General features: G+C 34.5%; 30 protein-coding genes. 19 read left to right on the forward strand and 11 right to left on the reverse strand.

All coding sequences use genetic code 11. The features are described 5' to 3' along the window. Window positions 1-8 precede the first annotated feature (8 nt). The 5 genes from tpiA to H6G25_RS13000 all read right to left on the reverse strand — a co-directional run bounded on the left by tpiA (window position 9) and on the right by H6G25_RS13000 (window position 6,067). Window positions 9-734, reverse strand: a complete 726-nt coding sequence (gene tpiA, locus H6G25_RS12980) for a triose-phosphate isomerase (RefSeq protein ID WP_190392869.1) — start codon at window positions 732-734, stop codon at window positions 9-11. Between the two features lie 196 nt (window positions 735-930). Further along, window positions 931-1,368 (reverse strand): hypothetical protein, encoded by a 438-nt coding sequence (locus H6G25_RS12985; protein WP_190392833.1) that lies wholly within the window; start codon window positions 1,366-1,368, stop codon window positions 931-933. A gap of 5 nt (window positions 1,369-1,373) precedes the next feature. Continuing rightward, window positions 1,374-2,657, reverse strand: coding sequence for an ATP-binding protein (locus tag H6G25_RS12990; protein ID WP_137907887.1), 1,284 nt, complete (start codon window positions 2,655-2,657; stop codon window positions 1,374-1,376). 190 nt (window positions 2,658-2,847) lie between these two features. Further along, a complete protein-coding gene (gene crtO / locus H6G25_RS12995; RefSeq protein WP_190392834.1) occupies window positions 2,848-4,539 on the reverse strand; it encodes a beta-carotene ketolase CrtO in 1,692 nt (563 codons plus the stop codon). A 145-nt stretch (window positions 4,540-4,684) separates the two neighbouring features. Then, window positions 4,685-6,067 carry a cytochrome P450 gene (locus tag H6G25_RS13000; protein WP_190392870.1) on the reverse strand — a complete coding sequence of 461 codons (1,383 nt, stop codon included), beginning with the start codon at window positions 6,065-6,067 and terminating at the stop codon, window positions 4,685-4,687. 435 nt (window positions 6,068-6,502) lie between these two features. Here H6G25_RS13000 and H6G25_RS13005 point away from each other — a divergent pair, with 435 nt between their 5' ends. From H6G25_RS13005 to H6G25_RS13025, 5 genes are all read left to right on the forward strand, one after another. Beyond that, window positions 6,503-8,716, forward strand: coding sequence for a phosphoketolase (locus H6G25_RS13005; RefSeq protein ID WP_190392835.1), 2,214 nt, complete (start codon window positions 6,503-6,505; stop codon window positions 8,714-8,716). A 198-nt stretch (window positions 8,717-8,914) separates the two neighbouring features. Then, window positions 8,915-9,160 (forward strand): hypothetical protein, encoded by a 246-nt coding sequence (locus tag H6G25_RS13010; RefSeq protein WP_051347483.1) that lies wholly within the window; start codon window positions 8,915-8,917, stop codon window positions 9,158-9,160. Next, window positions 9,157-9,567, forward strand: a complete 411-nt coding sequence (locus H6G25_RS13015; protein ID WP_028089087.1) for a PIN domain-containing protein — start codon at window positions 9,157-9,159, stop codon at window positions 9,565-9,567. The genes H6G25_RS13010 and H6G25_RS13015 overlap by 4 nt, the downstream gene beginning before the upstream one ends. 173 nt (window positions 9,568-9,740) lie before the next feature. After that, window positions 9,741-9,911 (forward strand): hypothetical protein, encoded by a 171-nt coding sequence (locus H6G25_RS13020; RefSeq protein ID WP_199319749.1) that lies wholly within the window; start codon window positions 9,741-9,743, stop codon window positions 9,909-9,911. 119 nt (window positions 9,912-10,030) lie between these two features. Continuing rightward, window positions 10,031-10,783, forward strand: coding sequence for a hypothetical protein (locus H6G25_RS13025; RefSeq protein ID WP_190392836.1), 753 nt, complete (start codon window positions 10,031-10,033; stop codon window positions 10,781-10,783). A gap of 66 nt (window positions 10,784-10,849) precedes the next feature. Here the strand turns inward: H6G25_RS13025 and H6G25_RS13030 are convergent, their stop codons facing one another. Together H6G25_RS13030 and H6G25_RS13035 are read right to left on the reverse strand one after the other, a co-directional pair. Continuing rightward, window positions 10,850-11,746 carry a hypothetical protein gene (locus H6G25_RS13030; RefSeq protein ID WP_190392837.1) on the reverse strand — a complete coding sequence of 299 codons (897 nt, stop codon included), beginning with the start codon at window positions 11,744-11,746 and terminating at the stop codon, window positions 10,850-10,852. Between the two features lie 63 nt (window positions 11,747-11,809). Beyond that, window positions 11,810-12,001 carry a hypothetical protein gene (locus tag H6G25_RS13035; protein WP_190392838.1) on the reverse strand — a complete coding sequence of 64 codons (192 nt, stop codon included), beginning with the start codon at window positions 11,999-12,001 and terminating at the stop codon, window positions 11,810-11,812. 486 nt (window positions 12,002-12,487) lie between these two features. On the opposite strand from H6G25_RS13035, the gene H6G25_RS13040 reads away from it, so the two are divergent. The 9 genes from H6G25_RS13040 (at window position 12,488) to H6G25_RS21535 (ending at window position 17,247) form a co-directional block, all read left to right on the forward strand. Beyond that, window positions 12,488-12,769 (forward strand): type II toxin-antitoxin system RelE/ParE family toxin, encoded by a 282-nt coding sequence (locus tag H6G25_RS13040; protein ID WP_190392839.1) that lies wholly within the window; start codon window positions 12,488-12,490, stop codon window positions 12,767-12,769. An 11-nt stretch (window positions 12,770-12,780) separates the two neighbouring features. After that, the gene (locus H6G25_RS13045) at window positions 12,781-13,089 is read left to right on the forward strand and encodes a HigA family addiction module antitoxin (protein WP_190392840.1); all 309 of its coding nucleotides are present in this window, start codon (window positions 12,781-12,783) and stop codon (window positions 13,087-13,089) included. A gap of 1,109 nt (window positions 13,090-14,198) precedes the next feature. Next, on the forward strand, window positions 14,199-14,420 hold the full coding sequence (locus H6G25_RS13050) for a ribbon-helix-helix domain-containing protein (RefSeq protein WP_190392841.1): 222 nt from the start codon (window positions 14,199-14,201) through the stop codon (window positions 14,418-14,420). Further along, a complete protein-coding gene (locus H6G25_RS13055) occupies window positions 14,378-14,749 on the forward strand; it encodes a type II toxin-antitoxin system PemK/MazF family toxin (protein ID WP_242034954.1) in 372 nt (123 codons plus the stop codon). Before H6G25_RS13050 ends, H6G25_RS13055 begins: the two co-directional genes overlap by 43 nt. 7 nt (window positions 14,750-14,756) lie before the next feature. Beyond that, window positions 14,757-14,894, forward strand: coding sequence for a hypothetical protein (locus H6G25_RS13060; RefSeq protein WP_165790180.1), 138 nt, complete (start codon window positions 14,757-14,759; stop codon window positions 14,892-14,894). A 121-nt stretch (window positions 14,895-15,015) separates the two neighbouring features. After that, on the forward strand, window positions 15,016-15,360 hold the full coding sequence (locus H6G25_RS13065) for a hypothetical protein (protein ID WP_190392842.1): 345 nt from the start codon (window positions 15,016-15,018) through the stop codon (window positions 15,358-15,360). Continuing rightward, the gene (locus H6G25_RS13070; protein WP_187040671.1) at window positions 15,361-15,846 is read left to right on the forward strand and encodes a hypothetical protein; all 486 of its coding nucleotides are present in this window, start codon (window positions 15,361-15,363) and stop codon (window positions 15,844-15,846) included. A gap of 22 nt (window positions 15,847-15,868) precedes the next feature. Then, window positions 15,869-16,630, forward strand: coding sequence for a hypothetical protein (locus tag H6G25_RS13075; RefSeq protein WP_190392843.1), 762 nt, complete (start codon window positions 15,869-15,871; stop codon window positions 16,628-16,630). A gap of 461 nt (window positions 16,631-17,091) precedes the next feature. Continuing rightward, window positions 17,092-17,247, forward strand: coding sequence for a hypothetical protein (locus H6G25_RS21535; protein ID WP_277881751.1), 156 nt, complete (start codon window positions 17,092-17,094; stop codon window positions 17,245-17,247). A 15-nt stretch (window positions 17,248-17,262) separates the two neighbouring features. Here H6G25_RS21535 and H6G25_RS13085 read toward each other — a convergent pair whose 3' ends face one another. Beyond that, entirely contained in the window at window positions 17,263-17,682 is a 420-nt protein-coding gene (locus H6G25_RS13085; RefSeq protein WP_242034955.1) for a PIN domain-containing protein, read from the reverse strand. Next, window positions 17,679-17,915, reverse strand: coding sequence for a DUF2281 domain-containing protein (locus tag H6G25_RS13090; protein ID WP_190392844.1), 237 nt, complete (start codon window positions 17,913-17,915; stop codon window positions 17,679-17,681). Before H6G25_RS13090 ends, H6G25_RS13085 begins: the two co-directional genes overlap by 4 nt. Window positions 17,916-18,367: 452 nt before the next feature. Here H6G25_RS13090 and H6G25_RS13095 point away from each other — a divergent pair, with 452 nt between their 5' ends. Continuing rightward, the gene (locus H6G25_RS13095; RefSeq protein WP_190370711.1) at window positions 18,368-18,736 is read left to right on the forward strand and encodes a papain fold toxin domain-containing protein; all 369 of its coding nucleotides are present in this window, start codon (window positions 18,368-18,370) and stop codon (window positions 18,734-18,736) included. Between the two features lie 23 nt (window positions 18,737-18,759). Further along, window positions 18,760-19,101: a hypothetical protein gene (locus H6G25_RS13100; RefSeq protein WP_190392845.1), complete on the forward strand. Its 342-nt coding sequence runs from the start codon at window positions 18,760-18,762 to the stop codon at window positions 19,099-19,101. 159 nt (window positions 19,102-19,260) lie between these two features. Here the strand turns inward: H6G25_RS13100 and H6G25_RS13105 are convergent, their stop codons facing one another. Together H6G25_RS13105 and H6G25_RS13110 are read right to left on the reverse strand one after the other, a co-directional pair. Beyond that, the gene (locus H6G25_RS13105) at window positions 19,261-19,578 is read right to left on the reverse strand and encodes a type II toxin-antitoxin system RelE/ParE family toxin (protein ID WP_190392846.1); all 318 of its coding nucleotides are present in this window, start codon (window positions 19,576-19,578) and stop codon (window positions 19,261-19,263) included. Further along, complete coding sequence (locus tag H6G25_RS13110) at window positions 19,575-19,841, reverse strand: hypothetical protein (RefSeq protein WP_028089082.1); 267 nt, start codon at window positions 19,839-19,841, stop codon at window positions 19,575-19,577. The genes H6G25_RS13105 and H6G25_RS13110 overlap by 4 nt, the downstream gene beginning before the upstream one ends. Window positions 19,842-20,337: 496 nt before the next feature. Here H6G25_RS13110 and H6G25_RS13115 point away from each other — a divergent pair, with 496 nt between their 5' ends. The 3 genes from H6G25_RS13115 (at window position 20,338) to H6G25_RS13125 (ending at window position 21,268) form a co-directional block, all read left to right on the forward strand. Continuing rightward, window positions 20,338-20,556, forward strand: coding sequence for a hypothetical protein (locus H6G25_RS13115; RefSeq protein ID WP_190392847.1), 219 nt, complete (start codon window positions 20,338-20,340; stop codon window positions 20,554-20,556). After that, a complete protein-coding gene (locus tag H6G25_RS13120; RefSeq protein WP_190392848.1) occupies window positions 20,553-20,813 on the forward strand; it encodes a type II toxin-antitoxin system RelE/ParE family toxin in 261 nt (86 codons plus the stop codon). The genes H6G25_RS13115 and H6G25_RS13120 overlap by 4 nt, the downstream gene beginning before the upstream one ends. A 236-nt stretch (window positions 20,814-21,049) precedes the next feature. Continuing rightward, window positions 21,050-21,268 (forward strand): type II toxin-antitoxin system HicB family antitoxin, encoded by a 219-nt coding sequence (locus H6G25_RS13125; RefSeq protein ID WP_190392849.1) that lies wholly within the window; start codon window positions 21,050-21,052, stop codon window positions 21,266-21,268. Window positions 21,269-21,313 lie beyond the last annotated feature (45 nt).

Here is a 21,313-nt window from a genome sequence, read left to right on the forward strand (position 1 = left end):
AATCCCCATTATTGATAATTGACAATTCTGGCAAAACTATCGGCCTCTAGACTAGCTCCACCGACAAGAGCGCCGTCAATTTCTGGTTGTGCCATAATTTCATCAATATTATTCGGTTTAACTGAACCGCCATACTGAATAGGAACTAAGGGATTAGTCAACTGACTGCGAATTAAGCCAATTACCCGATTTGCTTCCTTCGATTCACAGGTATCACCAGTACCAATAGCCCAAATTGGTTCATAGGCAATAATCAAGTTGTTTTGATCAATATCTACCAAGTCCTTTTCTAACTGGGTGCTAATTATTGATTCTGTTTCCCCCGCGTCTCGTTGTTGTTTAGTTTCTCCAACACAGAGAATGGGAGTGAGTCCATGTTTTTGAGCGGCCTTGAGACGGAGATTGACAGTTACGTCAGTTTCCCCAAAGAATTGCCGTCTTTCACTGTGTCCAACAATGACATAACGCACACCGATTTCCGTGAGCATAGGGGCGGCGATTTCCCCGGTATATGCTCCATTTTCTTCCCAGTGGACGTTTTGCGCCCCCAAATTTACACGGCTACCATGCAAAAATTTGGACAGCAGGCTTAAATCGGTGAAAGGAGGACATAATACCACTTCTCGTACTGAGGGGGTTTCCTCCAGGTGAGGCAAAAATCCGCTTAAAAAGGCTGCGGATTCTGCCTGGGTTTTAAACATTTTCCAGTTACCAGCAATAACGATTTTCCGCACAGGTGATTTAATCAAAATTTTAATGCTACTAGATGCACTTTTTAATTTACTACTTTTTTAGGACTATTCACGAAGCAGAATTACAACAGAGAACAGGAAACACATTATTTAATGTATTAAATATCGCTTGTGTAAAACAGAAAAATACTTACCCATCCCTAATAGAGAAATTCTAGAACATATATATTTACTACGTTTATTTATCTATAATCAAGGCATTAATATTTTCATTACAGCCTGTTTTTTTAATTCTTAGCACTGCATTGTACTTACTTTTAAATGATTTTGTCTTAACTTGAATTTGTGTTGATGTTATAGGGCATCTAGTTGTGATGACATAGCAATATTTGGGAACATTTTTATAACCTTGGGATATAACTTTAATTGTATTTTCAATTTGTGCAAATGCGTGTTCTACATCAGAACCTTTTAACTCTATATAAATTTCAATATAAGGTTCATTAATAATTAGTAACCAATCACATTTAACTCCTTGAATATCTAAACAACCATCTAATTTAACTTTAGTCACTTCTATTAATTTTTCATTCGTAAAAATTATTTTACTACTTTTCTTTTCTTCTATTAATATATTTTTATGGCTGATTTTTTCGGAACATTTATCTAAATCCACAGATGTTATTCTCCCAATTCAAGTTCTATTAATTTTTCAAACACTTGACTAAATTCGTTGGATACTTCATCAATGATATTTGCGTCAATCAAGTTATTGTCTTCATTGATCAAACTTTCAATCATACCATTTTTGATGGTGTAAGCAGCAACATCATTAATATCTAATATTTGACTTTCTGGAACTATTTTAAATAAATCTTTTAGTAAATCATTTTGTTCAGGTTTCTCTCTTAATGCTTTCAGAGTATTACCTGCTTGAATTAGGTTATTAAAAGCAGTTAGTATATAAGGACTGTGAGTAGTTATAATAAATTTATGCTTTTTTTCGGTTGCATTAAAAACTTGACTGATTAAACTTATAACGTGTTTTTGTGATGTAGGAAATAAATGTGCTTCTGGTTCTTCTATAATGAAAAGTGTTGTTGAACTAATAAAAGGCAAAATAGCTAATATAAGTGTCATAGGTAGGGCTTCCTGTTGTCCAGAAGATGAATGTGATAAATTAGTTCTTCTATTTTTGTTTGTTTCGTTAGTGTATAATATCCAGTCCTGATCTTTTTCGTATGAATAATTACCCACTATTATCTGATTAATTAATTCATCAATTGAATCATTTAGCTTAAACGCATGAATCAATTTTCTAAGATGATAAAAATTTTTTACTCTTTCATAAGCCGAACCAAATTCTTTCAGAAAATAATCTATGACTATATTTTCGGACAAAAAGGAAAAAATATTATTTTGTAAATTAGCAAAAAACGACCTCCCCGCAGGGATAAAAGTTACCAATTCAAGACTATTAAAATGATTATCTCTCAGAATATATTCAGTGAAAATTGTATTGTAATATTCTTCTATTTTCTCAGGGTTATTTTCTGCATATTCAATGGTTTTCTTATTATAGTCGCTTAATATTTTTCTGCGAACTTTAACTAAATGTTCAGAATATATCAAAGATAATTTAGACTTCTTATCATCTGATTTTTGGTTATTCAAAGCTATGGAATAACTATCAAATTCATATAAAATTTGAAACTCCTGATTTTTCCAAGAATATTCAGGGAATATAATTTTAAACGTTGTAATTATACTTCTATCAAATTCTGCTTTTTTTTGCTTATTCTGGATTGAAGAACGATATTTAATGAAAAAATCTTTAAAAAAATAAACTAATTTAGCAATTACACTTTTACCACTAGCTTGCTGTCCGATAATAATATTTATCTTGGATAAATTAAATTCAATATCTTTGATATTTAAAAAGTTTTTTACTGTCAGTTTTTCCATAAGTGCAATATATTATCAGTAATACAAGTGTATTACTAGGAAAATAAGTCATTGATGAATTGTACACGATATTTTAGAAATTTAAAATCAGAATAAATACGATTTTTTGAGGTATTGTAAAAATTATAATTCTCTAATGTATAAAAACTGGTGCGTTACGCTGCACTAACGCACCCTACGTCTGTATTACTTAACTAATCCCAAAAACCGAACCAACTGTGGACTTAATCGAATTTCCTGCATCTTTTAAGGCCTGACTGAATGGTTGCTTATTTTGCAAAAATACCCGCGCACAATTGCGTCCTGGCATTCCCGAAATTGAACCACCTGGATGTGTACCAGCACCAGTTAAAAACAGATTATCAATGGGGGTTTTATAATTAGCTAATTCGGGCAAAGGTCGGAAAAAGATCATTTGATCCATAGTCATATCAATATGATAATAATTGCCTTTATATGCCCCTAATCTTTCCCCTAATTCTGCTGGACTTTCTACCCTTCTAGCGATGGTTGCTTTTTTCACATTTGGGGCATAAGTTGCTAATTTATCAACCACTCTATCAGCAACTTGATTTTTCAAATCATCAGTCCAACCTGTACCTTTTAAACCCGTACCTTTTGCACCAGCAATTTGATAAGGAGCGAAAAATTCAATCCATAAAGTATGTTTTCCAGGCGGTGCTAAACTAGGGTCAAGGGCGCTAGGCATAACCACATACATCGAGGGGTCAGAATCGGGAATTTCGCCGATTGTACATTTATTATGAGCCTGTTCAACATGATTCATAGAATCGGCAATTAAAATTGAACCAATCAGATATTCATCTTTATGTTCATGATGAGAAAAATGCAAAGGTTCATCTAATGCCAAATCTATTTTGAGAATGGTTTCATTATTGTTGATAATGCGACGTTCTAGCCTTTCCCATAAATCAGGATCAACCGCATCAATATCACTTTTTTCAGTCATTTGTAAGAATAATCTTTGGGCATCAATATTAGAAATTACTCCATGTTTAGCCAGAAATTCCTTACCACCAGTCACCCTGACTCCTACCGCTTTACCATCATCAATTAAAATCTTTTCTACGTGCTGGTCTGTGAGAATTACCCCACCTTTACTATTAACTAATTTCACCAATGCTTGCACCAATGCACCCGTACCGCCGCGAGGTCTAGCCATACCAGGATGATGACGCATAGCCATCATCATGACTCCAATTGCAAGATTTTTTTGTGAAGGTGGCGCACCTAATTCTGATGCTAATCTAGAAAGTGGTGCTTTTAAAAATTCTTCATCAAACCATTCATTTAGAATATCCTCCGCACTATTTAACATTGTTCGCACAAAATCGAAACTTTTTGCCGGAGAACCAACGACAGAAACTAAATCTTTAACTTGTTGGAAATTGTAATTACCAAAAATATCTATAATTGACTTTGGTGAGGCATTAAACATGGGGGTCATGGCGTTAATTGCCCGTTGCCAATAATTGGTAAATTCGGCGTATTTTTTAGCATCTCGTTGATTATAACGAGCGATTTCTGCACAGGTTTTTTCTAAGGATTTATGTGCCAAGAAATATTTACCGTCCGGGTGAGGACAAAATACAACTGGGTCACATTCTAGATATTCCAAGCCGTATTTTGTCAGTTCTAATTCTTCCACCACTGGACCTAAATGAATAAATTCATGGTCAATGGCACACAAATTAAATTTAAACCCCGGTACTTCTGGGATACATTCTTCAGTTGTAGCAGCACCACCAGGGACAGGACGTTTTTCTAATAGCAGAACACTATAACCTGCTTTGAGTAAATAAGCCGCACAAACTAAGCCGTTGTGTCCAGCACCGATAATAATAACGTCGTATTCTTGCATATCTTGATGAGATAAAAACCTGGCTCTTTTATATTATTATATTTAATATATTTAGGGAATGTAAGCAAATGTTAAAAAAAGTGGAAGATAAACCTAAATCCCCGACTTCCTTAAGAAGTCGGGGATCTTGTTGGTTGTTAGTGTATCAAACTGCTGCTGCTTCTAAAATTGCAGATTTTGGTTGACGAATATTTTCAATTTCCAAATTTATCGGACTACTCGGTCCTGTCACTAAACCCCGTCTTTGAGGTTTGATTTCATGGGTATCAACTAATTTCATTGACCATGTTTTTAGCACTTTTGCTAAGATCAATTTCATTTCCATTTGGGCGAATGCTAAACCGATACAACGTCTTGCACCACCACCAAAAGGTACAAATTCATAAGGTGAAAATTGTTTTTCTAAAAAGCGTTCTGGGCGAAATTTCTCATGTTCAGGATAAGTATCTTCACGGTGATGAGCTAAATAAATTGAACCCATGACAATTGTACCTGGTTCGAGTTGATAACCACAGAGAGAAATAGGGGTTTTAACCCTTCTAGGAAAAGTTAACATTCCCACAGGACAAATCCTTAATGTTTCATTACAAACAGCAGTTAAATATGGCAATTTAAAGACAGTATTAGAATCATAGTTTTCTCCTAAACTATCCAATTCTGCTAATAACTTTTCTTTAACTTCTGGGAATTTATGAATCCAGTAAAAAGCCCAAGAAATAGCTGTAGCTGTAGTTTCATGACCTGCGACTAATAAAGTCATCAATTCATCTCTTAATTCTGCATCTGTCATAGGTTGACCGTTTTCATCTTGAGCAGACATAAGTAAATTAAGGATATCTGTGCGCTTAGGATCGAAATTTTCTCTTCTTTCTCGAATTTCCTGATAAATAAGTTGGTCGGCTTGTTGCTGTTTCTTCATTTGTCGTTTCCAAATTTCTGAAATCCCAAAGGTTTCTTTTAATTTGGGGAAATAGAGAAAAATCACCCTGCAAGGAGTGCTACCCTGTTCTAAAATTTGACAAAGAAAATGTTTAAGTTTTTCTGCTCGTTCTCCTTCATAAATGCCAAAAACAGCTTCCATCATTACCTGAAGAGTGATATCTTGGGTAATGTTCCTAATATTAAAAGATTGATTTTTTGGTTGTTGATTAAAAACTTTTATGGTAATATTCTCAATTAATTCTGCATAAGTTCGCATTCTTTCCCCGTGAAAAGGAGGCATAATTAATTGACGTTGACGTTGATGTGCTTTACCACTAAGACTAATGACAGAATTTTTGCCCAGTAAATATTCAAAAATACTGTTTAGATCTCCTGGTGCTTCCAACTCTTTTTGATCATTACTTAACACCTGCTGCATAGCTTCAGGAGAATAAACAAATAACATTGGTGGTAAATTACCCAGTAATTTTAGAGCAAAAACATCTCCATATTTTTTAGCACATTCCACCATATAAGGCATAGGTCTGAATATCCAGTTTAAGACTTGAATAATAGATAATCCCTTGGGTTGTGGTACCATTTGCATCATATTCTCCTGTCGTTATCAAAAAAAACAATTCAATTCTATACATAATAACTCAACTTCCAGTATAAATCATCTTGGAGTCATTATAATTTTTCAGCCAGAAAATCTAAAATCCAAGCAAATTATTCTCAACTTCCATCTCCAGATACTTGTCAACAACGATCTTTCAATACCATAGAAACAAGAGATTAATTCCCTTTTGCTTCCCTCTTTCTTCTTCCTTTGTGCCTATCCCTACGGAATACTCCCCGAAGGTAAATGTAGTTAATTTCATCAATATCTACAACTAAACACAAAATAACGGAAAAATCAATCATCACTTAGTTATAGTAACTTTCAGAAAAAGCAATTAATTATTAGAACCTTAAAGATGTAAAATATTTATTAAATTAAACCAGAATCTCTAGTTTTTTCGATTTTATTAAGGTACTCAGCATGACAGCAATTACGCAAAATACAACTTCCGCAGTTCCGAATTTTTGTCAAGGGATACAATATTTTGGGGAAGTATTGCCAGATTTTCAAACTTATGGTAAAGTACCAGCGATCGCATCTGGTCAAAAAGCAGTAGCAAATCCTACTGATACTAATGCAGTATATCAAACTTTACTGGCTGCTGATGCCCTGCGCTACCTGACGCTACAAATCACTGGTAGCAAAGCTTCTGGACACCCCGGCGGTTTTGCCAGTCAAGCGGAAGCTTATGCAGCTTTGGTCATGCTTGGACATAAGAACATTATTACCGAAGTGGGACACCATGCTCCTGGTTTTTATAGTGCCATGTTTTTAGACCGATCTTTAGAAGACATGGGCATTTCTACAGTACAACAATTGCGCGATCGCTTTCGGGAAAAACACGGATTATTAGGACATTTATCCGGTTATATTCCCGGTATTTTAGCACCTGCCGGACCCTTGGGACAAGGGCAACATTTCGCCATGGCCGCCGCATTGTTACACCGTGACAAACTCTTCCCCTTTACAGTGGGAGACGGAGGACTAGGTGAACCCTACATCATGAGTTCCATGGCACATTTTAACACCGCTTACCCCACTGTCACCAACTTTTTACCAGTTTTAGTGTGGAATGGTTACAGCCAAGAACATCATAGCATGGTATCTTTAAAAACTAACGATGAAATGATCGCCTATTGGAAAGGTAACGGTTTTACCGAAGTCGTGTTAGTAAATGCTAAAGACTTTGATGATCAAAACCAACCCGGTGATTATGTTGATAGTACCGCTTTCTCCTTCCAAAAACGGTTAGAATTTACCAAAGCCGTACTAGTAGGCATGGATAAAGCTGCCCGTTCCGCTTTAAGTGGCACATTAACAGTATTTATTATCAAACAACTCAAAGGGGCAGGGGTTCATGCTTTAGGTGCAAAATCCCATAATTTATATCCTAAAGATACCTTAGACGCGCCCCATATTGTCACCGCCTTACAAAAACGGGCTTTATGTGCCGAGGCATGGCAAACAGTACGTACAAATGCGGAACGGGCAGGAGGTGGACCAGCAGCGAAAACCGCAGTTACAGAATTTGAATTACCCTTAGCAGAAATTGGCGAATTACCATTAGAAGAATATGCAGTGGGTGGAGAACCAAAAGTTTCTACAACAGCAATGGGAAGATTAGTAGGAATAGTAGGAAATAAAGATAAAAATTTCCTGGTAACAAACGCCGATGGTAACGAAGCATCAGGAATTGCTAACATTAACCAGGCATTAAAAATCAACCATCCTACCACCGATGAATTATATAATCAAGCTCCAGGAGGTCAAGTTTACGAACCTTTGAGCGAAGATGCTTGTGCAGGATTAGCGGCTGGTTTATCCTTAATGGGTGCGAGAACTTTGTGGTGTTCCTATGAATCTTTTGCCATCAATGGTTTACCAATTTGGCAAACAGTCACCCAAGCAATGGCAGAATTAAGACGCAAAACACCTTCAACAATTACATTATTTACAGCCGGGGCTTTAGAACAAGGACGCAACGGTTGGACACACCAAAGACCAGAAATTGAGGCTTATTTTGCATCATTGATGAGAACAGGAAATGTATTTCCCTTATTTCCTCCCGATGCTAACAGTATTCAAGGTTGTTATGACTGGGCTTTGCAAACAAAAAATAAGGGAATTGTCATCACTGCAAGTAAGTCTCCTTTACCCATTAGAACGACTTTAAAACAAACGGAAGAAGGGCTAGAAAAGGGCGCGATTTTATTACATGAAATTGCGGGAGGGAAGACTGTTGTATTTGCTGTCATTGGCGATATGACCTTAATTCCCGTATTTGAAGCAGCCGCATTTTTAGAAACTGAAGGTATAGGAGTGAAGATTATTTCTATTATTAATCCTCGCCGTTTATATCGTCCTCATGATACAGCTTGGGATACTTGTTCTGAACCTGATAACGGTTTTTTAAGTGATGCCGATTTTGAGCAATTGTTTGGTGGAGATGCCTTAATTGGTGTTACAGGTGGTGCTGCGGCGATGTTAGAACCGATTATGTTACGCAGTAATTCTAAGCGTGATTCTTTCGCCTGGAAGCGTGGGGAAACTACGGCCAGTGCGGGTGAGTTGATGGCTTTTAATGGGTTGACTGCGGAGGCTTTGACTAAGCGGGCTATTGAGTTGGTGCATTAATTAGAACGCAGATGTACGCAGATGAACGCGGATGATTTTGTGTTTAGTTGCGTACATTTGCGGTTTTTAGTCAAAAATATTTTTTGTAGATCATTTTTTGTTAAACTCTGGGAAGAATTAAACTCGTTTTCATGGAACAGAAATAATTATGATTTAAGCATCTGTTAGAATAGAAATAATGAAGTTAACAACAAAATCATGATTGAATTACAACAATTGCAAGAGCAGGTATTAAAATTACCAATCAGAGAACGTTGGCATCTTGTACAAACTGTACTAGCATCAATTCAACAAGAAACCCTATCTTCTACTCCTTCACAAACCACTATAGAAAACTTATCTGAACTTGACCCCTGGACTCAAAGTTTAATAGGTGTAATTAGCTTAGAATCAGAAAATACAGAAGAAAGCTATATTGATTATTTAGAGGAGAAATATAGTTGAAAAAAGTATTATTTGACAGTGATGTTTTGCTTGATATTTTAGCACAGCGTCAACCGTTTGTTGTTTTCTCAACACAGGCATTAAATACAGTTATTACAAAACAAGTTCAAGGCTTTGTTTCAGGACACGCTATTACAAATATATTCTATATTTTACGTCGCCAAATTGGTAGCGATGCAGCCAAAAAATTAATAGAAACTTTATTACAAAATCTGCAAATTGCCAGCGTTACAGATACAGTAATTCATCAAGCTTTACAAAGTCCAATTAAAGATTTTGAAGATGCGGTGACAAGTGCAGCAGCAATAGCAGCAGGTGTAGAAATAATCGTCACTAGAAATAAGGTTGATTTTGTAGGGTCTTTAGTACCAGCATTGTTACCAGAGGAATTTTTGAAAATGCTTTGATTTGGTGTAATATATATATTGTGAGCCTTGGGTACTCCTTGGAGCATAAAATTTGATGCAGCCTTCAAAACGTGAACAGCGAGAAATAGGCTTGCTCACAATTTAGAGTTCCCGACCCCAAGGTAAGAATTTTTTTAAACTGAATAACCGCTTTTTGAGTTATAGGTTAATTTGTGGGTGGTGCAGGTGCGATGTTAGAACATATCATGTTACTCAGTACCAGCAAGCGGGAGATTTTCGCCTGGAAGCGTGGGGAAACTACGGCCAGTGCGGGTGAGTTGATGGCTTTTAATGGCTTGACTGCGGAGGCTTTGACTAAGCGGGCTATTGAGTTGGTGCATTAAGGAATATTTATTAATGATACTCATCGAGATATTTTTCGTAGATGGGTATCATTGATATTGACAATTTACTCACTACTGAATCATACTGGGTACTGAAATTAAAATAAAGGATAATTAAAATGAACATGACTTTATCCAAACCTTATCGCAGGATAATGCGCCCGTTTAAAGGGGATGAATATGATTTATACTACAAGTATATGTTGGATAATAGATATTGCTCAGAACGTTCTTCTTTATGCAGAGCGTACAGAATAATTCAAGATGATTTAGAAAAACTTTTTGATTATATTGAACCTTGTGATAACAATAAACATGCTTATTCTCATAGGACATTTGAATTGCTTTTAAGAGGTGCTACTGAAGTAGAAGCTAACTGTAAAGGAATACTTAAAGCCAATGGATATACAATACCACCCAACACAAACATGAACATAGAAGATTATTATAAAGTTGAGCAAGCAACCAAGTTATCAGAATATGAGGTGAGGTTAAAATGCTGGCATCCTAGTCCACTTGTATTAAAACCATTTGACAACTGGAGGAATACTCACAGTCTTAGTTGGTATAAAGCCTATAATGATGCTAAACATAACCGAGATACAAATTTTCGTAAAAGTTGTTTATTGAATACAGTTACTTGTATAGCTGGACTTTTATGTTTACTATATTCTCAATTTGAGTATCAATTTGTAAATCCTTATCAAATTACAACAACTTATACCAAAGACGACGAAGGAATGATGGGTTTTAATGGTGTTATTTTTACTATAAAACCTCCAGAAACATGGACAAACTCAGAACAATATAAATTTGATTGGGAGTCTTTATCAGGTTCGTCTAGTCCTTATAATCAATTTACATTTGTATGATTTTTTAGGACAAGAAAGTGTAATATTTTAGTTTTAAAACAACCAAGTTAATGAAGATTTACTAATTTACCTTGATTTGTGATCAAACCTTTTTAAAGATTTCCAAGGTGAATCCTTAGAAGATGTTGAGTTCCATACCTCTTCAAAAGGAACATTAGAACGTTCATCTTGATTATTATACTCCCTAGCGAATATTTTTGTAATTTTATCTCTGGCAATTTCAACTTGAGATTTTTCACCTAAATGTTTAAATTCATATCCCATTGCATTACAAAATATAGTGTAAATATAGACTGAAGGTAACTTAATCCAATCATATCCAAAAACACTTCCATCATGGTACTCAACAACTACATCACTACCACCAGGTATATGTGAAAGAGGATTTGTTCTTGTCCTACGAGCAACCCACAAAACCCTATCTGCAAGGTGTATGGGAAGACCTAAATACACCTCTTTCAGCTTTCTTTGGGTTCTCTCCCTTATAAATTTCGCTCGTAATTCTCTACGACTTAGGTTATTTTTTTGTTTTTGCTGTTCAGCTTCTTCTTTCTGTAATTTAAGATTTTCTCGCGTTTGTTTTAGTTCTTCTGTTCGGTCTAACCCCAGCAAATCAATTGTTATTTGCTCTAATAATTGTGGTGTTATTCTACTGAGATTTAGCCATAATTCTTCAATGTTATTCGTTATAAATTCTTTATATTGTGTAGGAATATCATTTGTATTTAACCACATCTGACATACCTGCTCTTTATCATCTTTTTTATCTGTTTCATACCAAAAACAGATATTTTCATAAACACCATTATCTAAATTTTGGGCTAAATCTGGGTACTTTCTTTTAATTTTTGTAATATGAAAGAAAGTTCCTTTTTGAAATAGTTCCTTATTTTGGAATGTTGTACTTACAAATCCAAAACCCCTCTTTGAGTTGTATTCCTCAATATAACCAAAATCTAACATCAATTAACTAACACTCCAAAAGACTGTATATATTTATATTATCTCAATGGAGTGAAAAAGCTATTAGTCTATTTCTCGAACCCAATGCTCTTCAGTTTTTGGAACTGGGAAACGAGACTGCTGGTACAAGGCACTTTGATTAGCAGTACGAAAAATATGGACTTTTTCTTTTTCATCAAATCCAACATATTCGTAAGGGTCTTTAGTACCACCTGCAACATTACTAAGATCGTATGATTTACCTACTATGAACATTGTTTTATAGATATAATTTACAACAAACCAGGACTTACGCAAAATCTAACGAAAGTATTGGTATTTCATGAGTTACCCCTACGAAATAATCAGGGTTTCGGTCACATGGTGCGTAAGTCCTACAAACAATATACCATATCTAGTAGTAGGTTGGGTTGACGCAAGAAAACTAAACAATAATTATAATATATAATAATGATATAAAAACCAAATCTCTTCCTCTCTTCCTTCGTGTACTTCGTTTCTATCCCTACGGGACGCTACGCGAACGTGGTTCATTAAATAGTAGTAAGTTTAGTTGACACAAGAAAACCCAACATCACCCAAACCACCCAACTATCACGAATACTTTTTTCTACCAATGGCATAAAATGACAAAAACCGCCACAATATAAAAAAGCGAGTAGGTTGGGTTGACGCAAGGAAACCCAACAACAATCAATAACAGCGTAACATAGAATTAATGACAATAAATAATTAAAAGTAATGATTGTTTCCTTTAGTTGTAAAGAAACCGAAAAAATATGGCAGGGGGTAAGTTCAAGAAAATTACCAGCAGACATTCAAGAACGAGCATTACGCAAATTGCGACAACTAGAAGCATCAGCTAATTTAGATGACTTGCGTATCCCCCCTGGAAATCGCTTAGAAGCCCTTTCTGGAGATAGAATAGGAGAATACAGTATCCGTATTACAAAGCAATGGCGGATATGTTTTGTGTGGGAAAATGGAAATGCTTATAATGTAGAAATAGTGGATTACCATTAGGAGAAAATATCATGGAAAATAACTTACTACATAATCCCCATCCAGGTGAAATTCTAAAATATGAATTTTTAGAAGAATTAGACATAAGTGAAAATGATTTAGCTGTTAACTTAGGTTTAACTTATCCTACTATTCAAGGAATTATTACAGGTAAACTGAAAATGACAGCAGATATAGATTTACGCCTTTGTCGCTATTTTAGACTTTCAGATGGTTATTTTTTAAGATTGCAAAATGCTTATGAAATAATGGAAGCAAAAAGAAATTTAGGAGAAATTTTAAATCAAATTATTCCTTATTCCTTAGTAGCGACAGATTAACACAAATACCTGGAATTTTTTAGTTTATTAAGTAAGTTAGGTTGACTCTAGAAAACCCAACATCACCCAAACCACCCAACCATCACGAATAGTTTTTTCTACCAATGGCAGAAAATGACAAAAACCGCCATAATATAAAAAAGTATATTCAAGAAGTCACATTATGAAAAGTATGAATATTTCCTTACCTGACACCATGGGCGATTATATAGCACTTCCTGGTGTTATGAGGTACATATTTAGCGGGCAAGATGCCCGCACCACAAGAGTTTCATGATTCAACTTTGTACTTCATCAGATCGGAAACCGCTGTATAGAAAAGTAGCGCAAGGAGGTTACAGCAGCCAAGCGTGAATATTTTCGGGAATTAGTGCGACAAGACCAAAAACTCCAAAGCAAAAGAACAACTACAAACCCTGCTTTTAGAAAGATTAAACTCAGGAAATGCAACAGAAATGACAGCACAAGACTGGGAAGATATTCGTCAAGCAGTCGAGCATTTTGATAGGATAAAATTAACAAACTAACTAAAGAAAATCCTCCTACTGTGGCATAATTACCGGAATAACTTGATTTTTATTACGCCGATACACAAGAAAATCACTATCAAAAGTTAACAAAAAACTATCATTATAAACTTCAGACATCCTCTTAATTATCTCATAAGGATTAGTTATAGCTCAGTATAATATAGTTCGAGTTCTTCAAACCGAAAATATTTATTCTAGATACTTGACAAATCTAGGAAATATCCTGTAATATATATATTGTGAGCCTTGGGTACTCCTTGGAGCATAAAATTTGATGCAGCCTTCAAAACGTGAACAGCGAGAAATAGGCTTGCTCACAATTTAGAGTTCCCGACCCCAGGGTAAGAATTTTTTTAAACTGAATAACCGCTTTTTAAGTTATTAGAACGCAGATGAACGCGGATGTTTTGGCGTTTGTTGCGTACATTTGCTGATTTTATACCTATAAAACTCAACAATATAATAATTCAAATTCCCAAGTTATCAAATTAATTACCTGATAGAAAAATCTTGACAAAATTACTAGACTAAAAACATCAAAATCTGTTATGCTACCAATGGTATGATTATAGGTAGGATATGGCTAAAATCTCAATTTCATTGCCAGATGAACTACTAAATTACATTGACCAAAAAGTTGATAACCGTAGTGCATTAATTGAAAGTCTCTTGAAACAATGGCAAGAACAAAAACAAAATGAAGCACTAGCAGCAGCTTGCGCTTTGGTTGATGAGTTAGAATTAGGTTGGGAAGGTGAATGGCAAAATATAGCGATTACCGAATGGGAAGCATCTGGATAGTAACATTTGACCCATCCGTAGGTACAGAAATTCAAAAAACTCGGCCAGCACTGATAATTTCTGGGACTTTGTTTAATAACCAACGCAGTAAAGTTACAGTTTTACCTTTTACTTCTGCAAAACCTAATAACCCCCGTATTTCACCAGCAGTAGTGGAAGTACCAGCATCAGCACAAAACGGACTTTCTGTAGATAGTCTTTTGATATGTGTTGAACCAATGACTTTTGATAAAGTTCGTTTAACGCAACAATTAGGAGAATTAGAAGCAGAATTATTAGAACAATCTCAAAATATTTTGCGGCGATATCTGAGTTTAAATAACAATTAATTGTCTGATGTTACGCAGTAATTCTAAGCGTGATTCTTTTGCCTGGAAGCGTGGGGAAACTACGGCTAGTGCGGGTGAGTTGATGGCTTTTAATGGGTTGACTGCGGAGGCTTTGACTAAGCGGGCTATTGAGTTGGTGCATTAAGGATTTTTAACCGCAGATGTACGCAGATAAACGCGGATATTTTTGTGTTTTGTTAAGTACATTTGCGGTTTTGATTAAGGTATATGTATGATTAACTTATATGTAAATTTAAAAGGTAAATATGAAACTTACTACTGGAAATCTAGTTCTACTATTAATCTTGACTGTCTTTATATCCAATTCTTGTTCACAATCAAACCAGCCTAATCAATCAGTAGAACCTGTAACACCTGTTCAGCCTCAAACAGAAACTGTAACACCCGTTCAGCCTAAAGTTGAATCTTCTCCAGTTAGCCCAGAAATTACATCTACTTCCAAAAAAATAGTTAAAGAAGAGGTTGTATGTGCCTATAAATCTGAGGAAGCTGCTCAAGAATTTGTTAACAATGTTAAACAAAACTTTAACACTAACAACGTTGAAATTGAGGCTAGAGGTAATTGTGTTGTCTATAAATGGTACAAATAGATGATTGTAAAAAAATTTGAGATATCTGATAGTGTAGCTGAATTTCTACGTTCTGACTACTTTAATAAAATTCCACGTGTAGATGATAAAGAGGTAGAATTTGCCAAATATTTAGGGATTGACATTAAAAATTATCCAAAAGGAGTAGCTTATATTGTTATACAAAATTATATCGATTTAGTTTTTGATAATTTTGATGACCGGTTTCCTACAGAAAAACAAATTAATTTTTTATCTCAGTTCGGCATTGATGTATCTTATGAAAAAAGGTTTGTTGTAGATGCAGTGATCGAATCAACTATGACTATACTAAATCTTAACACTATCGAAACAGAAAATTTAAAACATGGAAGTAAAGTATTTCATATTAATAACCCTGAGAAAATATTAATTATTTCTTCAATTAGTGAAGACGGTATAGTTTATTTTAAGGGTGGTAACGGACAAAAAGCTTATGCTAGAAACCTGAAAACTATAAAAGAGTAAACATAAAGTGAGGTATTTGTTTATGGAAGAACAAAACTTATATATGCAAGAACGAGAAAAAATCATCAATTTAGTACAAAATAATTCAGTAAATCGTTCTTTAGCTGAGGAAATCATCAAGAAATCTGCTTATTGGTATAAACATCCTTCTGGACATCCAGTACACGCTCCAAATCATTTTAAACGTATTGATGATCCTGTTGGTACAAAATACGCAATGTTAGCTGCATTAGGTAAAAATGAGACATCAAAACTTATCCCAAGTGATTGGAGAATACAATTTGGTAGTAATATTTTTTTAATTAGTAAAGCAATTCTACGTTGTCAATCGAGTTTGTTAAAATTCATAGATAATGCAGAAGCAGGAAAACTTGCAACATTAGCAGAATTAAAACAAGAACTAAAAATTCAGGTGAGACAGTCTGTAGCTAATTACTCAGGTGACGAATATGAAGGATATTATTCAGGTTTTGATGGAAATCATTTAATTTTTGGTACTCAATCTATTTCTACAGAAGATTTTGTTAATTTCATTCTTTCAAAGATTAACATTCACAGGATTTTTAATCCAACTGCATCTACTTCTTCAACAATCAAGATTAAAAGTATTTCTTCACTATCATCACAAAAAAAGACACCGATTAAACCTACTTCTTCATTGTCACCATCAATAAAAACTCATTCTTTGTCAAAATTAGTAGAATGTCCTTACTGTGGTAGTAAAGTTAAACGCACAAAACTTGCATCTCACAAAGTAAATAAATGTGTCAAACGTAGACGTTAAATAACTTTTTAATCTCCAAAGTTTAGGCATTAAAGCAAGTGATTAGGTTAGGTTGACGCAAGAAAACCCAACAATAATCATAAGTAATGGGACATAATTAATTACATAATTGATTTCCCTGTTCCCTCTCTCAACGAGTGAATTTAATTTTGTCCAACTACTTATAAAAATAAAATCTCTTCCTCTCTTCTTTTCTTCCTTCGTGTACTTCGTTTCTTCGTGGTTCATTAAATATTAGTAAGTTAAGTTAACCCAAGAAAACCCAACCATCACCAACCATCACGAATAGTTTTTTCTACCAATGGCAGAAAATGACAAAAACCGCCATAATATAAAAAAGTATGTTCAAGAAGTCACTTTATGAAAAGTATGAATATTTCCTTACCTGACACCATGGGCGATTATATAGAAAAGTAGCGCAAGGAGGTTACAGCAGCGTTAGTGAATATTTTCGGGAATTAGTGCGACAAGACCAAAAACAGAAAGCAAAAGAACAACTACAAACCATGCTCTTAGAAGGATTAAACTCAGGAAATGCAACAGAAATGACTGCTCAAGATTGGGAAGATATTCGTCAAGCAGTCGAGCATTTTGATAGGATAAAATTAACAAACTAACTAAATCACATCCTGTTATTGTGGCATAATTACCGGAATAACTTGGTTTTTATTACGCCGATACACAAGAAAATCACTATCAAAAGTTAACAAAAAACTATCATTATAAAGTTCAGACATCCTCACCAGACAAGCATCTGCAAAAAACATCGGAACAGATTGATAAATCTTGAGAAATTCACCAATAATTACAGCTTCATCATCCAAATTAAAAGGTACTTTAATAACTCCATTCTTCACCAAATTTATCACAGCATCTTGACCACCATAAACATTTCGCAACAAAAAACAAGTCTCAGAAATTACAGCTTCACAAGTTAATAAAGGAGGCTCAATATTATCCCATTGTGCTGTCACCCAACCATGAAACTGATCACGACGATTAATGATAGCTACCAATGGACTCGTATCTAATAAAACACATCCTCTCATCATGCACCGTAACCATTCATATAATCTTTATTAGTAGATAAATCATCGGCTACTTCCACACAACCAACATATTCTTGAGCCATAGCTAAAGCTGAAATACCTGATTTTTTTGTTTGATTAGATAACCCTTGTTTTTGCATTTTAGCTAATAAAAACTCTACAAAATCTAAGGCTTCTTGTTGTTTATCAGGAGGTAATATTTTTACCTTATCTATAATTATTTCTTCAACAGTCATTTGATTTGTCCTTGAGAATCAATTAATTTTTAAAATCATTATACATCAGTAGGTTAGGTTAAAGCAAGAAAAACCAACATCACGAAATATCACGAATAGTGTTTTCTACCAATGGCAGAAAATGACAAAAACCGCCACAATATAAAAAAGTATATTCAAAAAATCACATTATGAAAAGTATGAATATTTCCTTACCTGACACCATGGGCGATTATATAGAAAAGTAGCGCAAAGAGGTTACAGCAGCGAAGCGTGAATATTTTCGGGAATTAGTGCGACAAGACCAAAAACTCCAAAGTAAAAGAACGACTACAAACCCTGCTTTTAGAAGGATTAAACTCAGGAAATGCAACAGAAATAACAGCACAAGATTGGGAAGATATTCGTCAAGCAGTGCAAGAATAGAATAAAATTGATACTAGAATTATTAAAATTTAGCACCGGGAGCAAAATTGAATCAAGAGGACATAATTTATCAACAAATTATAGCAATTGCCAGTAGTTACGGAATATTTGATTGTATACCCTGTGCTAGAGCAATCAAAGAATTTTTAATCAGACAAAATATTCAGGGTAAACATATTAAAATAAATACAAATTCTCAAGATCCAATTTATGGCAGAATTTATGATGATAGTATTGGAGAATTGATTGCCACCACAGGTCATCATGAAGGTGTTATAATAGAGATAAATAACGTAGAACTTGTTTTTGACAATATTCACCATCAAGGCATTACCCGATTAAACTGGATACAGAATCTCTATTCACCTATATTAGATGCAGGATTAGAGTTTCAAATCACAGAGACTTACTTTTAACCTAGAAATTTAGAGAGTTAAACATGGATAATCTCTACAACTTACTGCAAAAGATCAAAAAAAGACCTGCAATGTATTTAGGTAAAAATTCTATTTTTAGCCTCCAAGCATTTTTAGATGGATACTATTTTGCCCGTCGAGAAATTGGTATTCCCTTAACAGCAGAAGAAACAGAATTTCAAACTTTTTTGCAATGGATAAGACACAAATTTAATGTAGAAACAAGTCAATTATGGTCAAGTATTATTCTATTTCATTCAGCCGATGAAAAAAGCGCAGTAGATAGATTTTTTACCTTGTTTGAAGAATTTTGTCAAAATCAGAAAAATCATGAAATAGCAAAAATTGATGAATTAGTTTCATGAAAATAAAAATTATGGTGTAGGTTGGGAACAATTACAAATCCTGCTTTTAGAAGTATTAAGCTCAGGAAATGCAACAGAAATGACAGCACAAGATTGGGAAGATATTCGTCAATACACCTCTTACCATTCCCAAAAAAAACAATCTTCACAAACTCAATCTTATTCAGACTCTTCATCTAGATAAGATTGACGACTGTGACGAACATGAATAATAGCTATAACATCTTCTTCAAGAACAAATAAAACTCGATATTTTCTTTGTTTTCCCACCCATAGTTGGCGAATTTCACGACCAAGTTTTGTTGATTCTGGAGCTATACTACATCGGTTAGGAAATTTTTTTAGTGACGCAATAGCATCTTCAAATTGATAATACCAATTGTTCGCTACTTCAGCACTCAAATTATCACACATCCAACGATAGGAGTTTTCAATTTCCTGAAATGCAGTAGGTTGAATAATAACTTGATAATTCATGAGCGAGGAGGAATGTTATATTTTTGTTGTAGAGTTGCCAAAACTTGATCCGCAGGAATCCCTTCACCGCGCTCAAATTCATCTAATCCTTTACGAATACCTACTATTGTTTCTAAGTAATCTATTCTTGCTAACAATTCTTGATAGGAAACTGGGGGTTTTTGTGGTGCTGTTTTGAGTGATTGCAAAAAACCAAACACATCTTCTAAAAGTTCGTTGGGTGTGTTGTCAATTTCTTGTAACAGTAATTCTTTGATAGTCATCACAGTTAATAAATCAAATTGATGTTTTTATTATAGCAATTATTTTCAGTTTTATATAGATAAGTTAATTATTCTTATTACAACTAAAGTAAGTAGGTTAGGTTAACCCAAGAAAACCCAACATTACCCAAACCACCCAACTATCACCAATAGTTTTTTCTACCAATGACAGAACATGACAACAACCGCCATAATATAAAAAAGTATATTCAAGAAGTCACATTATGAAAAGTATGAATATTTCCTTACCTGACACCATGGGCGATTATATAGAAAAGTAGCGCAAGGAGGTTACAGCAGCGAAGCGTGAATATTTTCGGGAGTTAGTGCGACAAGACCAAAAACTCCAAAGTAAAAGAACGACTACAAACCCTGCTTTTAGAAGGATTAAACTCAGGAAATGCAACAGAAATGACAGCACAAGACTGGGAAGATATTCGTCAAGCAGTGCGGGATAAACTAAAATTGAGAAATAACCCTTAACTCAGTCACCACCATGCAAGTTAACGAACTCACTATTGAGCAACTTAAAGACCTCATTCGAGAAACAGTGAGAGAAACCATAGAAGAACTGCTAACAGACCCAGATACAAACCAAACTATCAAAGATAATTTTAAACAAGAATTATTAGCAATTCGGAAGCGCAGAGAACACGGTGCTAGAGGTATTTCTACCGCAGAAGTTATGCAAAGACTAGGTTTAGAAAACAGATGAATTACCTAGTTGAGTATGAACCGGAAGCACTAGCAGACTTAGCAAAATTGACAAAATCAGTTTGTCAAAGAATAGTTAATAAAATTAATTGGTTAGCTGGAAATTTTGACCAAATTACACCCCAAACCTTGACTGCTGAATTATCCGGTTTCTTTAAATTGAGAGTTGGAGATTATCGAGTAATTTATGAATTTGATCCTGACCAAAGAATTATTTTTATTGACAGAGTGGGACATCGAAGTGAGATATATAAATAATGGATAATCTTTACAACTTACTGCAAAAGATTAAAAAAAGACCTGCAATGTATTTAGGTAAAAATTCTATTTTTAGCCTCCAAGCATTTTTAGATGGATACTATTTTGCACGTCAGAAATGACAGCACAAGATTGGGAAGATATTCGTCAAGCAGTTCGTGAGAAAACTAACAAACGTCAAAGTGCAAATTAGCCATGATCTATTAAATTAAAAAAAGACCTCCAAAAAAAACGCTATGAAATTTCAAGTAATATTCACTTATGACTCAGAATATCTAGGTTACATTGCTGAAGTACCAGAACTTCCTGGTTGTGTCAGTCAAGGTAAAACTTTAGATGAAGCAATTGAAAATATCAAAGATGCTATCAAAGACTATCTTCACGTATTAGAAAAACATGGTAAACCTTATGTACCTAAAGAATCTCAATCTTTTGTAGGAGAAGTATTAGTATAAATGGGACGTTTATCAAATATCTCCGGTAAACAAACAGTCAAAATC

Source organism: Dolichospermum sp. FACHB-1091 (genome assembly GCF_014697585.1).
Lineage (GTDB): Bacteria > Cyanobacteriota > Cyanobacteriia > Cyanobacteriales > Nostocaceae > Dolichospermum.

Excerpts from the sequence above, each read along its gene's own strand:
- H6G25_RS13040 (WP_190392839.1), top strand. The coding sequence starts at position 12,488 with ATGATTGTTTCCTTTAGTTGTAAAGAAACCGAAAAAATATGGCAGGGG.
- H6G25_RS13090 (WP_190392844.1), bottom strand. The coding sequence starts at position 17,915 with ATGACTGTTGAAGAAATAATTATAGATAAGGTAAAAATATTACCTCCT.
- H6G25_RS13035 (WP_190392838.1), bottom strand. The coding sequence starts at position 12,001 with ATGTTCATAGTAGGTAAATCATACGATCTTAGTAATGTTGCAGGTGGT.
- H6G25_RS13105 (WP_190392846.1), bottom strand. The coding sequence starts at position 19,578 with ATGAATTATCAAGTTATTATTCAACCTACTGCATTTCAGGAAATTGAA.
- H6G25_RS13125 (WP_190392849.1), top strand. The coding sequence starts at position 21,050 with ATGAAATTTCAAGTAATATTCACTTATGACTCAGAATATCTAGGTTAC.
- H6G25_RS13010 (WP_051347483.1), top strand. The coding sequence starts at position 8,915 with ATGATTGAATTACAACAATTGCAAGAGCAGGTATTAAAATTACCAATC.
- H6G25_RS13100 (WP_190392845.1), top strand. The coding sequence starts at position 18,760 with ATGGATAATCTCTACAACTTACTGCAAAAGATCAAAAAAAGACCTGCA.
- H6G25_RS12990 (WP_137907887.1), bottom strand. The coding sequence starts at position 2,657 with ATGGAAAAACTGACAGTAAAAAACTTTTTAAATATCAAAGATATTGAA.
- H6G25_RS13120 (WP_190392848.1), top strand. The coding sequence starts at position 20,553 with ATGAATTACCTAGTTGAGTATGAACCGGAAGCACTAGCAGACTTAGCA.
- H6G25_RS13025 (WP_190392836.1), top strand. The coding sequence starts at position 10,031 with ATGAACATGACTTTATCCAAACCTTATCGCAGGATAATGCGCCCGTTT.
- H6G25_RS13085 (WP_242034955.1), bottom strand. The coding sequence starts at position 17,682 with ATGATGAGAGGATGTGTTTTATTAGATACGAGTCCATTGGTAGCTATC.
- H6G25_RS13115 (WP_190392847.1), top strand. The coding sequence starts at position 20,338 with ATGCAAGTTAACGAACTCACTATTGAGCAACTTAAAGACCTCATTCGA.
- crtO (WP_190392834.1), bottom strand. The coding sequence starts at position 4,539 with ATGCAAGAATACGACGTTATTATTATCGGTGCTGGACACAACGGCTTA.
- H6G25_RS13060 (WP_165790180.1), top strand. The coding sequence starts at position 14,757 with ATGTTACGCAGTAATTCTAAGCGTGATTCTTTTGCCTGGAAGCGTGGG.
- H6G25_RS13000 (WP_190392870.1), bottom strand. The coding sequence starts at position 6,067 with ATGCAAATGGTACCACAACCCAAGGGATTATCTATTATTCAAGTCTTA.
- H6G25_RS13110 (WP_028089082.1), bottom strand. The coding sequence starts at position 19,841 with ATGACTATCAAAGAATTACTGTTACAAGAAATTGACAACACACCCAAC.
- H6G25_RS13065 (WP_190392842.1), top strand. The coding sequence starts at position 15,016 with ATGAAACTTACTACTGGAAATCTAGTTCTACTATTAATCTTGACTGTC.
- H6G25_RS13030 (WP_190392837.1), bottom strand. The coding sequence starts at position 11,746 with ATGTTAGATTTTGGTTATATTGAGGAATACAACTCAAAGAGGGGTTTT.
- H6G25_RS13045 (WP_190392840.1), top strand. The coding sequence starts at position 12,781 with ATGGAAAATAACTTACTACATAATCCCCATCCAGGTGAAATTCTAAAA.
- H6G25_RS13050 (WP_190392841.1), top strand. The coding sequence starts at position 14,199 with ATGGCTAAAATCTCAATTTCATTGCCAGATGAACTACTAAATTACATT.
- H6G25_RS13075 (WP_190392843.1), top strand. The coding sequence starts at position 15,869 with ATGGAAGAACAAAACTTATATATGCAAGAACGAGAAAAAATCATCAAT.
- H6G25_RS13055 (WP_242034954.1), top strand. The coding sequence starts at position 14,378 with ATGGCAAAATATAGCGATTACCGAATGGGAAGCATCTGGATAGTAACA.
- H6G25_RS13070 (WP_187040671.1), top strand. The coding sequence starts at position 15,361 with ATGATTGTAAAAAAATTTGAGATATCTGATAGTGTAGCTGAATTTCTA.
- H6G25_RS13005 (WP_190392835.1), top strand. The coding sequence starts at position 6,503 with ATGACAGCAATTACGCAAAATACAACTTCCGCAGTTCCGAATTTTTGT.